This window comes from Streptococcus mitis (assembly GCF_013305725.1).
Taxonomy (GTDB): Bacteria; Bacillota; Bacilli; order Lactobacillales; family Streptococcaceae; genus Streptococcus; species Streptococcus mitis_BO.
In genome coordinates this window covers 1780343-1796761 of the sequence record NZ_CP047883.1, presented here as the reverse complement: position 1 = coordinate 1796761, position 16419 = coordinate 1780343, and the positions used below count along the sequence as shown (strand labels likewise).

At 38.6% G+C, this 16419-nt stretch carries 12 protein-coding genes; 10 read left to right on the top strand and 2 right to left on the bottom strand.

Annotated elements, in window-relative coordinates:
• Window positions 1-226 precede the first annotated feature (226 nt).
• Entirely contained in the window at window positions 227-2332 is a 2106-nt protein-coding gene (locus M594_RS08595; RefSeq protein WP_173876579.1) for an ATP-dependent Clp protease ATP-binding subunit, read from the top strand.
• A 59-nt stretch (window positions 2333-2391) separates the two neighbouring features.
• On the opposite strand, the gene M594_RS08590 is transcribed toward M594_RS08595, so the two are convergent.
• Both M594_RS08590 and M594_RS08585 read right to left on the bottom strand, forming a co-directional pair.
• Window positions 2392-2874 carry an S-ribosylhomocysteine lyase gene (locus M594_RS08590; RefSeq protein WP_000032547.1) on the bottom strand — a complete coding sequence of 161 codons (483 nt, stop codon included), beginning with the start codon at window positions 2872-2874 and terminating at the stop codon, window positions 2392-2394.
• Window positions 2875-2968: 94 nt separating this feature from the next.
• Window positions 2969-4453 (bottom strand): DUF1846 domain-containing protein, encoded by a 1485-nt coding sequence (locus tag M594_RS08585; RefSeq protein ID WP_173876578.1) that lies wholly within the window; start codon window positions 4451-4453, stop codon window positions 2969-2971.
• A 152-nt stretch (window positions 4454-4605) separates the two neighbouring features.
• Between M594_RS08585 and M594_RS08580 the strand changes: the two genes are divergently transcribed.
• The 9 genes from M594_RS08580 (at window position 4606) to M594_RS08540 (ending at window position 16407) form a co-directional block, all read left to right on the top strand.
• On the top strand, window positions 4606-6216 hold the full coding sequence (locus M594_RS08580) for a glycoside hydrolase family 13 protein (RefSeq protein WP_173876577.1): 1611 nt from the start codon (window positions 4606-4608) through the stop codon (window positions 6214-6216).
• Between the two features lie 167 nt (window positions 6217-6383).
• Window positions 6384-8351: a peptide ABC transporter substrate-binding protein gene (locus M594_RS08575; RefSeq protein WP_173876576.1), complete on the top strand. Its 1968-nt coding sequence runs from the start codon at window positions 6384-6386 to the stop codon at window positions 8349-8351.
• 146 nt (window positions 8352-8497) lie between these two features.
• Window positions 8498-10459: a peptide ABC transporter substrate-binding protein gene (locus M594_RS08570; protein WP_173876575.1), complete on the top strand. Its 1962-nt coding sequence runs from the start codon at window positions 8498-8500 to the stop codon at window positions 10457-10459.
• A 195-nt stretch (window positions 10460-10654) separates the two neighbouring features.
• Window positions 10655-12100, top strand: coding sequence for an LCP family protein (locus M594_RS08565; protein WP_173876574.1), 1446 nt, complete (start codon window positions 10655-10657; stop codon window positions 12098-12100).
• A gap of 1 nt (window position 12101) precedes the next feature.
• Window positions 12102-12833 carry a capsular polysaccharide biosynthesis protein Cps4B gene (gene cps4B, locus M594_RS08560; RefSeq protein ID WP_173876573.1) on the top strand — a complete coding sequence of 244 codons (732 nt, stop codon included), beginning with the start codon at window positions 12102-12104 and terminating at the stop codon, window positions 12831-12833.
• A gap of 8 nt (window positions 12834-12841) precedes the next feature.
• Entirely contained in the window at window positions 12842-13534 is a 693-nt protein-coding gene (gene cpsC / locus M594_RS08555) for a capsular polysaccharide biosynthesis protein CpsC (protein WP_173876572.1), read from the top strand.
• Window positions 13535-13543: 9 nt separating this feature from the next.
• Window positions 13544-14227, top strand: a complete 684-nt coding sequence (locus tag M594_RS08550) for a tyrosine-protein kinase (RefSeq protein WP_125446895.1) — start codon at window positions 13544-13546, stop codon at window positions 14225-14227.
• A 22-nt stretch (window positions 14228-14249) separates the two neighbouring features.
• Window positions 14250-15617 (top strand): sugar transferase, encoded by a 1368-nt coding sequence (locus tag M594_RS08545; protein ID WP_173876571.1) that lies wholly within the window; start codon window positions 14250-14252, stop codon window positions 15615-15617.
• Window positions 15618-15621: 4 nt separating this feature from the next.
• Window positions 15622-16407, top strand: a complete 786-nt coding sequence (locus M594_RS08540) for a LicD family protein (protein WP_173876756.1) — start codon at window positions 15622-15624, stop codon at window positions 16405-16407.
• Window positions 16408-16419 lie beyond the last annotated feature (12 nt).

Here is a 16419-nt window from a genome sequence, read left to right as displayed (position 1 = left end):
GGTAAATGAAAACCTTACTAGAACACTTATTTAAAGTAAAATAGAAAGAGGTGGGGTCTATGTTTAATCTAGAAATCTTCAGAAGTAAAGATAGTCTACTCCTGCTTGAAAAAGAAAAACCAGAAATAGTACGTAGAGTAGCGATTTAGCTAGTCTAAATTTTTTAAAACAAAGGTCAAAGATAGTCAATATCAGTAATAATAAATAATAAAAAGAGGTAAAGAATATGAATAACAACTTTAATAATTTTAACAACATGGATGATTTATTTAACCAATTGATGGGTGGTATGCGAGGATATAGTTCTGAAAATCGTCGTTACTTGATTAATGGACGTGAAGTGACATCTGAGGAATTTGCTCACTATCGTGCAACTGGTCAATTGCCAGGAAATGCAGAAACTGATGGACAAATGCCACAACAGACATCAGGTATGAAACAAGACGGTGTCCTTGCTAAACTGGGTCGAAACTTGACAGCAGAAGCGCGTGAGGGCAAGCTGGATCCAGTCATCGGACGAAACAAGGAAATTCAAGAGACATCTGAAATCCTCTCACGCCGTACCAAGAACAATCCTGTTTTAGTCGGAGACGCAGGTGTTGGTAAGACAGCCGTTGTCGAAGGTCTAGCGCAAGCTATTGTGAACGGTGATGTTCCAGCTGCTATTAAGAATAAGGAAATTATTTCCATTGATATCTCAGGTCTTGAGGCTGGTACTCAATATCGTGGTAGCTTTGAAGAAAACGTTCAAAACTTAGTCAATGAAGTAAAAGAAGCAGGGAATATTATCCTCTTCTTTGATGAAATTCACCAAATTCTCGGTGCTGGTAGCACTGGTGGAGATAGTGGATCTAAGGGACTTGCGGACATTCTCAAGCCAGCTCTATCTCGTGGAGAATTGACCGTTATTGGAGCGACAACTCAGGATGAATACCGTAACACCATCTTGAAGAATGCAGCTCTTGCTCGTCGTTTCAACGAAGTCAAAGTCAATGCTCCTTCAGCAGAGGATACATATAAAATTCTTCAAGGAATTCGTGACCTCTATCAGCAACACCACAATGTCATTTTGCCAGACGAAGTTTTGAAAGCAGCGGTGGATTATTCTGTCCAATATATTCCACAACGTAGCTTGCCTGATAAGGCTATTGACCTTGTAGACGTAACGGCAGCTCACTTGGCAGCTCAACATCCAGTAACAGATGTGCATGCAGTTGAACGAGAAATTGAGGCAGAAAAAGACAAGCAAGAAAAAGCAGTTGAGGCAGAAGATTTTGAAGCAGCTCTAAACTATAAAACACGCATTGCAGAATTGGAAAAGAAAATCGAAAACCACACAGAAGATATGAAGGTGACTGCAAGTGTCAACGATGTGGCTGAATCTGTAGAACGGATGACGGGTATTCCAGTGTCACAAATGGGAGCATCTGATATCGAACGTTTGAAAGATATGGCTCATCGTCTGCAAGATAAGGTAATCGGTCAAGATAAGGCAGTTGAAGCTGTAGCCCGTGCCATCCGTCGTAATCGTGCTGGTTTTGATGAAGGTAATCGCCCAATCGGTAGCTTCCTCTTTGTAGGACCAACTGGGGTTGGTAAGACAGAACTTGCTAAGCAATTGGCGCTAGATATGTTTGGAACCAAGGATGCGATCATCCGTTTGGATATGTCTGAATACAGTGACCGCACAGCTGTTTCTAAGCTAATTGGTACAACAGCAGGCTATGTAGGTTATGATGACAATAGCAATACCTTAACAGAACGTGTTCGTCGCAATCCATACTCTATCATTCTCTTGGATGAAATTGAAAAGGCTGATCCTCAAGTCATTACCCTTCTCCTCCAAGTTCTAGATGATGGTCGTTTGACAGATGGTCAAGGAAACACAGTAAACTTCAAGAACACTGTCATTATTGCGACCTCAAATGCTGGATTTGGCTATGAAGCCAACTTGACAGAAGATGCGGATAAACCAGAATTGATGGACCGTTTGAAACCTTTCTTCCGTCCAGAATTCCTCAACCGCTTTAACGCAGTTATTGAGTTCTCACACTTGACTAAGGAAGACCTTTCTAAGATTGTGGACTTAATGTTGGCTGAAGTTAACCAAACCTTGGCTAAGAAAGAGATTGATTTGGTAGTCAGTCAAGCAGCTAAGGACTATATCACAGAAGAAGGTTATGACGAAGTCATGGGTGTTCGTCCTCTCCGTCGCGTGGTTGAACAAGAAATTCGTGATAAGGTGACAGACTTCCATTTGGATCACCTAGATGCCAGACACCTAGAAGCAGATATGGAAGATGGTGGTTTGGTTATTCGTGAGAAAGCTTAACTAGAGATTTTGAGAATAAAAAAAAGGAACCAGCTAAAAAGCCGGTTCCTTTTTTGTGTTTAGATGACATGACGTTCAAAGGCATCGTCTGAAATTCCTTGTTCAAGGATGAGTTTTGCCCATTCTTTAGCAGAAAAGAGGCTGTGATCCTTGTAGTTGCCGCAAGATTCGATGGTTGTTCCAGGGACGTCTTCCCAAGTAGTAGTCTCAGCGATTTCCTTGAGCGAATCCTTGATAACAGCCGCAATTTCAGCGCTGGTATGACGCCCCCACATAATCATGTGGAAGCCTGTGCGGCAACCAAAAGGTGAACAGTCAATCATGCCGTCGATGCGGGTACGGATGAGTTTGGCCAAGAGGTGCTCGATAGTGTGAAGGCCAGCAGTAGGGATAGAGTCTTCATTGGGTTGCACTAAACGAATATCATAATTGGAGATGATGTCTCCCTTTGGCCCTGTTTCTTCCCCAATCAAGCGAACATAGGGTGCTTTAACAATGGTGTGGTCAAGTTCAAAACTTTCAACAATAACTTCTTTTGACATGGTAAATCCTTTCAGTTTTCTTCTTTCATTATAACATAAAGCCGGCTCTTGAGGCAGAGAGAAAACCTCTCCGAGAGTGGAGAGGTTGAAATCTTTATTTACGATACAAGCGGTCGTATTGGTAGTAAGGGTCAAAGGTTACGTTGATACCCAGTTTACGAAGGACATTCTTGTCTTCATCGGTTAAGATGATGGTTGAGTGGGCTTCGCTTCCTTTGAGGTTGCCAAGTTCTTCCATAGCACGAGCAGCATCAGGATTTTCTGTAGCTGTGATAGCAAGTGCAATCAGGATTTCATTTGAATGAAGGCGTGGATTGCGGCTACCGAGATGATCGATTTTAAGACCTTGGATTGGCTTAACAACTTCAGGTTCGATTAGTTTTACTTCTTTAGCGATGTCAGCTGATTTCTTGATGGCGTTGATCAAGGCAGCCGCTGTAGGGCCAAAGAGTTCTGAGTTCTTACCTGTGACGATTTCTCCGCTTGGCAATTCAAGGGCTAGGGCTGGTCCGCTAGTTTCTTCTGCTTTTTGACGCGCAACGACAGCAACCTTACGGTCTGCAGGTGTGATACCGAGGTCATTCATAAGCAACTCGATTTTCTTGACAGCAGCTTCGCCAACTTTTTCGGCTTTAAAATCAAGAACAGTTTGATAGTAACGGCGTATGATTTCTTGTTTAGAGGCTTCGACAGCAGCCTCATCATCTGTAATAGCGAAACCAACCATGTTGACCCCCATATCTGTCGGTGAAGCGTATGGAGACTCTCCTAGGATACGTTCCAACATGCGCTTGAGCACTGGGAAGATTTCGATATCACGGTTGTAGTTGACAGTGGTTTCTCCGTAAGTTTGGAGATGGAAGGGGTCAATCATGTTGACATCATCAAGGTCTGCTGTAGCAGCCTCGTAGGCCAAGTTGACTGGGTGATGAAGGGGGAGATTCCAAACTGGGAAGGTTTCAAATTTAGCGTAGCCAGATTTGATGCCATTGATTTGGTCGTGGTACATATTGGACATACAGGTTGCCAATTTTCCAGAACCAGGTCCAGGAGCGGTTACGACAATCAAGTTTCGACTGGTTTTGATGTAGTCGTTTTTCCCCATACCTTCTGGTGAAATGATGTGATCCATATCCGTCGGATATCCTTTGATTGGATAGTGAAGATAAGAATCAATTCCGTTTTTATCGAGTTGGTTGCGGAAGGCATCTGCAGCTGGTTGCCCAGCGTACTGTGTGATGACAACGGAGCCAACAAAAATTCCCAATTCATTGAATTTATCAATCAAACGAAGAACTTCTTGGTCATAAGAAATGCCCAAGTCACCACGTGCTTTGGAATGTTCGATGTTGTTAGCATTAATGGCAATTACAACCTCGACTTGCTCTTTCAATTCTTGCAAGAGCTTGATTTTGTTGTCAGGCTCATAACCAGGAAGAACACGAGCAGCGTGAAAATCTTCTAACATTTTGCCACCAAACTCCAAGTAGAGCTTGCCGTCAAATTGGTTAATGCACTCCAAAATGTGGTCGCGCTGTAGATTCAAATATTGTTCAGAACTAAAAGCTTGTTTTTTCATTTTTTTACCTCTGACCTCTATTATAATAAAAAAATGGAAGTTAGGAAACTATGGAGTTAAAAAAGGAATCAAAAAGATTAGGCAAACGCTTGCATAAAAATCTGAAAAGCGCTATCATAGACTGTAGATTATTAAAATAATGAGGTAAGAAGATGCAAGAAAAATGGTGGCACAATGCCGTAGTCTATCAAGTTTATCCTAAGAGCTTTATGGATAGCAACGGAGATGGAATTGGCGATTTGCCAGGTATTACCAGTAAGTTAGACTATCTAGCTAAGTTAGGAATCACAGCGATTTGGCTTTCTCCTGTTTATGACAGTCCCATGGATGATAATGGCTATGATATTGCTGATTATCAAGCGATTGCAGCTATTTTCGGAACCATGGAGGGTATGGACCAATTGATTGCGGAAGCTAAGAAGCGTGATATTCGTATCATCATGGACTTGGTGGTCAATCATACCTCAGATGAACATGCTTGGTTTGTCGAGGCCTGTGAAAATCCTGATAGCCCTGAGCGAGACTACTATATCTGGCGAGATGAACCTAACGATTTAGATTCTATCTTTAGTGGTTCTGCTTGGGAATATGATGAAAAGTCAGGTCAATATTATCTCCACTTTTTCAGTAAGAAACAGCCTGATCTCAACTGGGAAAATGAAAAACTTCGTCAGAAAATCTATGAGATGATGAACTTCTGGATTGATAAAGGCATTGGTGGTTTCCGCATGGATGTCATTGACATGATTGGGAAAATTCCTGACGAGAAGGTAGTCAATAATGGTCCTATGCTCCACCCCTATCTCAAGGAAATGAATCAGGCGACCTTTGGAGATAAGGATCTCTTGACAGTAGGGGAGACTTGGGGAGCAACGCCCGAGATTGCCAAGTTCTACTCAGATCCAAAGGGGCAAGAATTGTCTATGGTCTTCCATTTTGAACATATCGGTCTTCAGTATCAGGAAGGTCAGCCTAAATGGCACTATCAAAAAGAACTGAATATTGCTAAGTTAAAAGAGATTTTCAACAAATGGCAGACAGAGTTAGGAGTTGAGGACGGTTGGAATTCGCTCTTCTGGAACAATCATGACCTTCCTCGTATCGTATCAATCTGGGGAAATGACCATGAATACCGCGAAAAATCTGCCAAAGCCTTTGCTATCTTGCTTCATCTCATGAGAGGGACTCCTTATATCTACCAAGGTGAGGAAATTGGGATGACAAATTATCCGTTTGAAACGCTGGATCAAGTAGAAGATATTGAATCCCTCAACTATGCGCGTGAAGCTCTTGAAAAAGGTGTTCCGATGGAAGAAATCATGGACAGTATCCGTGTCATTGGTCGTGACAATGCCCGTACCCCTATGCAATGGGACGAGAGCAAAAATGCTGGTTTCTCAACAGGTCAACCTTGGTTGGCAGTGAATCCAAACTATCAAGCAATCAACGTTCAAGAAGCGCTGGCAAATCCAGATTCTATTTTCTATACCTATCAGAAACTGGTCCAAATACGTAAGGAGAATAGCTGGCTGATTCGAGCTAACTTTGAACTCTTGGAAACAGCTGACAAGGTCTTTGCCTATATTCGTAAAGATGGCGACCGTCGTTTTCTAGTTGTGGCCAACTTGTCCAATGAAGAGCAAGACTTGACCGTAGAAGGAAACGTCAAATCGGTCTTGATTGAAAACACCGTGGCTCAGGAAGTCTTTGAAAAACAAATCTTAGCTCCATGGGATGCTTTCTGTGTGGAAATGACTGACTAAAAAGTGAGGGCCTCGAGTTTATAGAGTTTGAATTTTTTGCTAAAAGTTTTTCAGAGAACTCTTTTAAAAATATTTGTTAGAATTTTCTAAAAAATCTCTCAAAAGCTCTTGCATTTATAGAAAAATAGGTTATAATGGTGAAAAAACTATCTTAAAGGAGATTGCATATGAAATCGAAAAAGTGGCTCTTAGGAGCGGGAGTGACCTTGAGTGCGGCCTTTCTTTTTGCAGCTTGTGGCAAAAGCGAAAAGAATGCGGACGCTCCTAAAACATTTTCTTATGTCTACGCTATGGATCCATCATCTTTGGACTACAGTGTGACGAGCAAGAGCTCAACTTCTGACGTTATAGCAAACGTTGTCGATGGCCTTTTGGAAAATGATAAGTATGGAAACTTAATTCCATCGCTTGCAGAAGACTGGTCCGTTTCTAAAGATGGTTTGACTTATACCTACAAACTTCGTAAGGGTGTAAAATGGTATACTTCTGAGGGTGAAGAGTATGCCGAAGTCAAGGCTCAAGACTTTGTTACAGGTTTGAAACATGCAGCTGATGGTAAATCAGACGGTCTCTCTCTCCTTCAAGATTCTATTAAAGGATTGGCCGCCTATATCAGTGGTGAAAGTAACGACTTTTCTACTGTAGGTGTAAAAGCTGTTGATGATTACACGGTTGAATATACGCTCAACAAACCAGAAAGTTTCTGGAATTCTAAAGTCACAACTGCAACCATGCTTCCAGTTAATGAAGAATTTCTGAATTCTAAAGGAAAAGACTACGGAACTCCTACTCCGTCAAGTATTCTTTATAATGGTCCTTATCTATTGAAATCATTGACGTCAAAATCTGCTATCGAATATGAAAAAAATCCAAACTACTGGGATAAGGACAATGTTAAGATTGACAGCATTAAACTAACCTTCTATGATGGATCAGACCAAGAATCCTTGATTCGTAGCTTTACACAAGGTGCCTATACAACAGCTCGTCTCTTCCCAACAAGCTCAAACTTTGAGTCCACTAAGAAAGAATACGGAGATAAGATTGTCTACAGTCCACAAGAAGCGACAAGCTACTATCTCACTGTTAACGTAAATCGCCAGTCTTACAATAAAACAGCCAAAACCGAAGAGGCTCAAAAAACATCAACAAAAGAAGCTCTTCTCAATAAAAACTTCCGTCAAGCCTTGAACTTTGCCCTTGATCGTCACTCTTATACGGCTCAGTTGAACGGGGAAGAAGGTGCGGACAAGATTATTCGTAATAGCCTAGTGCCTCATGACTATGTCCAAGTTGGTGAAAAGACCTTTGGTGAACTGGCTCAAGAGCAGTTGGTTTCTTATGGAGACCAGTGGAAAGATGTAGCTTTGACAGATGGTAAGGATACGATTTATAATCCAGAAAAAGCCAAGGCTGCCTTTGCAAAAGCAAAGACAGAATTGCAAGCAAAGGGTGTGGCCTTCCCAATTCGTTTGGATATTCCGGTTGAACAAACAGATGTGATTGCTGTCCAGCAAACTAACTCACTTAAGCAATCTATCGAATCAACACTTGGTACTGATAATGTCATTATCGATGTCCTTCAAATGACTGATAATGAAAAAATGAGCATCACGTCTCAAGCTAAGGTTCCAGCACAAAAAGACTATGATTTGAACGGAACTGGTTGGGGACCAGACTATCAAGACCCAGCTACCTACCTCAACATTCTCGATGCTAAGAAGGGTTCTGCTCTTAAACACTTGGGGATTACTCGTGGAAAAGATCCAGAAGTGATGGCTCAAGTTGGACTGGACGAATATAAGAAACTCTTGGACGATGCTGCAGCTGAAACAAGTGACCTCAATAAGCGTTATGAAAAATACGCTAAAGCTCAAGCTTGGGTATCGGATAGCTCACTTTTAATCCCAGTTGCTTCTTCAGGTGGTTCTCCAACTGTTAGCCGTACTGTACCATTCACAAAAGCATACTCTCAAGTCGGAATCAAGGGAGATCCATTTGTATTCAAAGGCTTGGAGTTGCAAAAGGATGTTGTGACTACAAAAGAATATGAAGAAGCTCTCAAGAAATGGCAGAAAGAAAAAATCGAAACAAATGCCAAATACCAAAAAGAACTTGAAAAACACGTCAAATAGTTTATAACAAGACAAGGAAGTTGCGGAGAATCTGTGCTTCCTTTTTTGCTTACGGAATGCTATTCGCTTAGAAACTAGTAACTTTACATTTTTGGATAAATTTGATAAAATATGGTTATGTTATAAAAAGTGACATAAAGGAGTGGGTGATGACAATGAAAAAAAGACTCATCGGAACTGGTCTTGTCCTAGCTACAGGGATTTTACTCTCAGCTTGTGGGCAATCTAACACAGATACAAAGACGTATTCGTCAACTTTTAGTGGAAATCCAACAACTTTTAATTATCTTTTGGATTATTATGCAGATAATACATCTATAATTACTAATCTTGTGGATGGTTTGCTAGAAAATGATAGCTATGGGAATCTAACGCCAGCTCTGGCTGAAGATTGGTCAGTTTCAGCGGATGGTTTAACCTATACCTATAAACTCAGAAAAGATGCCAAGTGGTATACAGCTGATGGAGAAGAATATGCTCCAGTAAAAGCACAGGACTTTGTTACTGGGATCAAATATGCTTCGGATAACAAGGGGCAAGCGATGGATCTCATTCAAAATTCAATCAAGGGATTGAATGACTATGTGACTGGTGTGACAAATGATTTCTCTACTGTTGGTGTCAAAGCCTTGGATGACTATACGGTTGAGTACACTTTGACAAGACCAGAGCCTTATTGGAATTCTAAGACGACTAACAGTATTCTCTTCCCAGTCAATGAAGAGTTTTTGAAGTCAAAGGAAAAAGAATTTGGTACCTTGACGCCAAGTAGTATCCTTTACAACGGACCTTACTTGTTAAAAGGTTTTACATCAAAATCTTCGATCGAGTATGTGAAGAATCCACACTATTATGATCATGATAAAGTAACCATTGAAAAAGTTAAACTGGCTTATTTTGATGGTTCTGATCAAGAGATGACTATTCGAAATTTTGAAAGTGGGGCCTATTCTCTGGCAGGAGTTTATCCAAACAGCTCTAACTATGCCAAGACAAAAGAAAAATATCAAGACAATATTGTTTATAGCTTACAAGACAAGACATCTTGGTACTTTAACTTTAATGTTAACCGTAAAGCTTATAACCATACAGCTAAAACAACAGATGAACAAAAGAAATCAACTCAAATAGCAATTTTAAATAAGAACTTCCGTCAAGCGTTGAACTTTGCCATCGATCGTACGGCTTATTCTGCCCAATCTAATGGTCAAGAAGCAGCAAGCAAGACCCTTCGTAACACCCTTGTTCCTCCTACTTTTGTACAAGTGGGAGATAAGAGTTTCGGAGATGTGGTGTCTTCTAAACTTGTTCAGTACGGAACAGAATGGTCAGGCATTAACTTGGCGGATGCCCAAGACGGATACTTCAATAAGGAAAAGGCCCAAGCAAAATTTGCGGAATCTAAAAAGGAATTGGAATCAAAAGGGGTGACCTTCCCTATTCATATTGATGTTCCTGTTGATCAAACCAATAAAAACGCGGTTTCTGGTATGAATTCGGTTAAACAGACCTTAGAGACCGTATTTGGGGATGACAATATTGTGGTTGATGTGCAACAATTATCTACGGATGATTTCAGCAATGTTGCATTTCTTGCTCCGAATCCGGCGTCTCGTGATTACGACTTGAACTTTGATGGTTGGGTGGGTGATTACCAAGATCCGTCAACTTATCTTGATCCATTTAATGCAGAAGATGGTTTCTATCTCAAGATTTTTGGTTTGGATGCTAAGGAAGATCAAGAACTGATTAAGAGTTTAGGTCTCGATACTTATACGAAACTTTTAAAAGAGGCAGATGCGGAAAACAAAGATGTTGCTAAGCGTTATGAAAAATATGCTGAAGCACAAGCTTGGATGATTGATAATTCTCTAATCATGTCTACGATGTCAAATGGTGGTACAGCCTCTGTCACCAAAGTAACTCCATTTACACGTGCTTACTCTCTAGTGGGTATCAAAGGTGATGGAAATAACTACAAGTACATGAAACTTCAAAAAGACCCTGTTACCAAGAAACAATTTGATGAAGCTAAGGCTAAGTGGGAAGAAGAAAGTAAGAAGGCTATTGAAAAAAGCCAAAAAGAATTTGAAAGTCATATCAAATAAAAAATAAGAACAAGGATACTTTACCATCAGTATCCTTGTTTTTTGTATAAGAAGCCAATTTACAAAATAGGTATAATTTTCAGGTAATTTTAGTAAAGAAAAAGCGATGAAAACGCTGATAAAAAAAGGAATAAATGGAAATTATTTCATGATTGTGATATAATAATTCTGATAATCAACATATAGGGGAAAACTATGAATAAACGTTCAAAAAGAGCCCGTTCGGGGAAAGTTAAGCGGAGTGTTAATATAGCTTTATTAACCATTTATGTATTATTGGGTGGTTTTTTGCTGTTTTTGATTTTTAGACATAATATATTGGCGTTTAGATACCTGAATGTTATAACGGCAGCCGTAGTGATTTTGGTCGCTTTAGCGAGTCTGCTTTTGATCATTTATAGAAAAGCAGAAAAATTTACAATTTTCTTTTTAATACTAGCTATTTTAGTGAGTTCAGTTTCTTTCTTTGCACTGCAACAATTTGTCGGCTTTACTAGTCATATCAATTCTACGTCGAATTACTCAGAATATTCAATGAGTGTTGTTGTTCTGAAAGACAGTGAGGTTCATAATGTCACACAACTAGATAGTGTTACAGGGCCTACGGATACAGATAATGAGAATATTCAAAAATTGATAGCTGATATCAAAACTAGTCAGAGCAAAGAATTGACTGTTGAACAAAGCACTTCATATCTTGCGGCTTATAAGAGTTTGGTATCAGGTGAAGCAAAAGCGATTGTATTAAATAGCGTTTTTGAAAATATTATAGAATCTGAATACCCTGATTATGCATCAAAAATTAGGAAAATCTACACTAAAAATATCACAAAAGAAGTAGCTGCTCCTAAAGTTTCTAAGAACCAATCCTTCAATGTCTATGTAAGTGGAATTGATACTTATGGTCCAATTAGTTCAGTTTCTCGATCTGATGTCAATATTTTGATGACTGTTAATCTAGATTCTAAAAAAATTCTATTGACAACAACCCCTCGAGATTCCTATGTTCCGATTGCAGACGGAGGGAATAATCAAAAAGATAAATTGACTCATGCAGGTATTTATGGAGTAGACTCCTCTATTCATACTTTGGAAAATCTTTATGGAGTTGATATTAACTACTATGTTCGCTTGAACTTTACTTCGTTCCTGAAGTTGATTGACCTTTTAGGCGGTGTAGATGTGCACAATGATCAGGAGTTTACATCTCGTCATGGAAAGTTCCATTTCCCAGTAGGAAATGTTCATTTAGATTCTGAGCAAGCTCTTGGGTTTGTTCGTGAACGTTACTCTTTAGCTGATGGGGATCGTGACCGTGGTCGTAATCAACAAAAGGTCATTGTCGCAATCATTCAGAAATTAACTTCTACCGAAGCCTTAAAAAATTATAGTGACATTATTCAAGGCCTGCAAGATTCCCTCCAAACAAATATGCCGATCGAAACGATGATGGATTTGGTTAATGCTCAATTGGAGAGTGGGGGTAGTTATAAAGTCAACTCTCAAGACCTCAAAGGTACAGGTCAAATGGGACTTCCTTCTTATGCTATGCCAGATAGTAATCTCTATATGATGGAAATCGATGATAGTAGTCTAGCAGCTGCTAAAAGTGCGATACAAGATGTGATGGAGGGAAGATGATATGATTGATATCCACTCTCACATTGTCTTTGATGTAGATGATGGGCCAAAGTCTATAGAAGATAGTAAAGCCCTTTTAAGAGAAGCATATAATCAAGGGGTTAGGATGATTGTTTCGACTTCCCATCGTCGAAAAGGGATGTTTGAGACTCCAGAAGAAAAAATAGCGACGAATTTTTTAAAGGTTCGTGAGATTGCTAAAGAAGTGGCAGATGATTTGGTCATTGCTTACGGAGCAGAGATATACTATACTCCAGATGTTCTAGAAAAACTTGAAAACAAGCGTATTCCTACTCTTAATGATAGTCGTTATGCTTTGATTGAATTTAGTATGAATACACCCTATCGCGATATTCATAGAGGGTTAAGCAATGTTTTGATGTTAGGGATTACCCCGGTGATTGCTCATATTGAACGTTATGATGCGTTGGAAAACAATGAAAAACGTGTTAGGGAACTGATTGATATGGGCTGCTATACGCAAGTAAATAGTTCTCATGTTCTAAAACCTAAGCTCTTTGGTGAAACCTATAAATTTATGAAAAAGAGAGCCCAATATTTTTTGGAGAGAGACTTGGTTCATGTCATTGCAAGTGATATGCATAACTTAGATAGTAGACCCCCCTATATGGAGGAGGCTTATCATATTATTTCTAAAAAGTATGGTAGAGCCAAGGCGGAAGAGCTATTTGTAGAGAACCCTAGGAAAATTATAATGGATCAAATAATTTAGGAGAAAATATGAAAGAACAAAATACTATGGAAATCGATGTATTTCACCTATTTAAAATTCTTTGGAAAAGAAAAATTCTAGTTGCATTGGTAGCAATTGTAGCTGGAGCTTTAGCTTTTGCTTATAGTGCTTTTATCGTCAAACCGGAGTTCACTAGTACTACACGGATTTATGTAGTCAACCGTAATCAGGGAGATAAGCCTGGTTTGACAAACCAAGACTTGCAAGCTGGATCATACTTGGTTAAAGACTATCGTGAAATTATTTTGTCTCAAGATGTTTTAGAAAAAGTTACATCTGATTTGAAATTAGATCTGTCACCAAAAGCTTTGGCTAGTAAAGTCAAGGTAACTGTACCAGTCGATACCCGTATCGTTTCTATTTCAGTTAATGATAGGGTCCCTGAGGAAGCTAGTCGTATTGCTAACTCATTGAGAGAAGTAGCAGCTGAAAAGATTATCAGTATCACACGCGTTTCTGATGTCACAACACTTGAAGAAGCTCGTCCCGCTATAGCACCATCTTCTCCAAATATTCGTAGAAATACAATTATTGGACTACTTGGAGGAACAGTATTTATGGTTATCGCTGTTCTTATTGTTGAACTGGTTGATACACGAGTGAAACGTCCAGAGGATATTGAAGATGTTATGCAAATCGCATTATTGGGAGTTGTTCCTAATTTGGATAAATTGAAATAGGAGAGAGATATGCCGACATTAGAAATAGCACAGAAAAAATTAGATCTGGCCAAAAAAGCGGAAGAATACTATAATGCCTTGCGTACGAATATACAATTGAGTGGAAATAATTTACAAGTAATTTCTATCACCTCTGTAAAACCGGGTGAAGGAAAGTCAACGACTTCTACAAATATTGCTTGGGCATTCGCGCGTGCAGGTTATAAGACCTTGTTAGTAGATGCTGATATTCGGAATTCTGTCATGTCAGGTGTCTTCAAATCGCGTGAAAAAATCACGGGGTTGACAGAATTTTTATCTGGGACAACAGATCTATCTAATGGTCTATGTGATACCAATGTTGAAAATCTATTTGTGGTTCAAGCTGGGTCTATCTCACCAAACCCAACTGCTTTATTGCAAAGTGAGAACTTTAGTACTATGATTGATACACTTCGCAAATATTTTGATTATATTATTGTAGATACAGCGCCTATTGGTATCGTTATCGACGCAGCTATTATCACACAAAAATGTGATGCATCTGTTTTAGTTACTGCGGCAGGGGAGGCTAACAGAAAGGATGTTCAGAAGGCTAAAGGTCAATTGGAACAAACGAATAAACCATTCTTAGGAGTTGTATTAAATAAATTCAATACTTCAGCTGAGAAATATGGTTCTTACGGTGAGTATGGTTCTTACGGTAAAAAATAAGGGATAGACTAAGGAAGTAGTTATGGAAGAGAAAGGGATAAAAATATCTCTGGCAGTAATCCAGAGTTTTATAGTAGTGTTACTGGGGTATTCTCTTAGTTTTGTTAAAGAGACAGATATTCTTTCAACAACAATGATTGTCCTATATATTCTCCACTACATAGTATTTTATTTTAGCGATTACGGTCAAGATTTTTTTAGACGAGGGAATTTGATTGAATTTGTTTGCTTGGCAAAATATATCATTTTCTTTGCGTTGGCAATTAGTCTTTCTAATTTCTTTTTAGAAGAACGCTTTAGCATATCTAGACGAGGCATGGTGTATTTTTTAACCTTACACTCTATTCTTATGTATCTAGTCAATATTTGTATCAAGTATTATTCGAAACGGATATTTCCTAATTTGAAATGGAGTAAAAAACTATTCTTGATTACAGCAACATCTAGAGTTGAGAAAGTGATGGATAAATTACTTGATGCTGGTGATTTCTTTGGAGAACTGGTGGCTGTTAGTGTATTAGATAAACCTAATTTCCAACATGATATTATTACAGTCGTACCAGTCGAAGATATTTTGAATTTTGCAACTCACGAAGTTGTGGACGAAGTGTTTATCAATCTTCCTAGTGAAGAATATGATATTGGTGAATTTATTTCTCGTTTTGAAACGATGGGAATTGATGTAACGGTTAATCTAAATGCTTTTGACCATAATCTAGGGCGTGACAAGAAAATCCGTGGGATGGCTGGTCTAAATGTCATTACTTTTTCGACGAAATTTTATAAAAATAGTCATGTCATTGCTAAGCGTGTCATAGATATTATTGGTTCTATTTTTGGTTTAATGATTTGTGGCTTAGTCAGCATAGTTCTAGTGCCAGCTATTCGAAAAGATGGTGGACCTGCTATTTTTGCCCAGACTCGTATAGGAAAAAACGGCCGACATTTTACTTTTTATAAATTTAGATCAATGTGTATTGATGCTGAGGATAAAAAGAGAGAATTGCTGGAGCAAAATACTATGCAGGGTGGTATGTTTAAGATGGACAATGATCCTCGCATTACAAAAATTGGTCGCTTTATCCGTAAAACTAGCTTGGATGAACTTCCTCAGTTTTGGAATGTTTTGAAAGGGGATATGAGTCTAGTTGGAACAAGACCGCCAACAGTTGATGAATATGAGACATACACACCTGAACAAAAACGTCGATTGAGTTTTAAACCGGGTATCACTGGACTTTGGCAAGTTAGTGGTAGAAGTGAGATTAAGAATTTTGATGAAGTCGTTAAATTAGATGTCGCTTATATAGACGATTGGACAATTTGGAAAGATATTGAAATTCTACTAAAAACAGTTAAAGTTGTATTTATGAGAGATGGAGCGAAGTGATTTTATGAATAAAGTGAGGGAAATTCAACTAGGAGAATTATCTTTATTGAAAAGTTTTATTGCTATTTGTAGTAAATATAACTTAAGATATTATGCTTTGGGAGGAACATTGCTAGGAGCAATTCGTCATAAAGGATTTATTCCTTGGGATGATGATATGGATTTAGGAATGCCTCGAAAAGATTATGAAAAATTCTTGTCTATTTGTAACAAGGAACTTCCAGAACATGTTGTTTTGAGACTTCATGATGATAATTTAGGTAATACCTCTATTATGGATACATCCTTACAAATTCCATTTGGAGATGAACTATGTAGTCCATTCATAGATATTTTCCCTTTGGATGGTTATCCAGATGATCGTTTTCATTATTTTATTCAAACAAACAAAATTAAATTCTATCGTGCACTTTCTAAAATTTCGGTAATCGATCGTTTACATGACAGAGATCGGGGAAGTTTTGAAAATGCAATTGTGAGTATATCAAAAGTTTTGAAATTAAATAAACTTCTAAAAACAGCCACTATTAACAACAAATTACAAAATCTAATTAAACAATATGATTTTGAAACTAGTTCAATAGTAGGGAATGTACTAGGTTCATACAGAGAACGTGAACTTGCTAGAAAAGAAGTATTCGGTGAACCACAATTACTAGAGTTTGAGAACTTAGAAATAAGTTGCCATGCAAATCCAGATGAATATTTAACAAAAATATATGGTGATTACATGAAGTTACCCGAAGAAGCAGAACGTAAGGGTCATTTCGAGTCTACATGGGGAGATTAATTTGAATAGTTT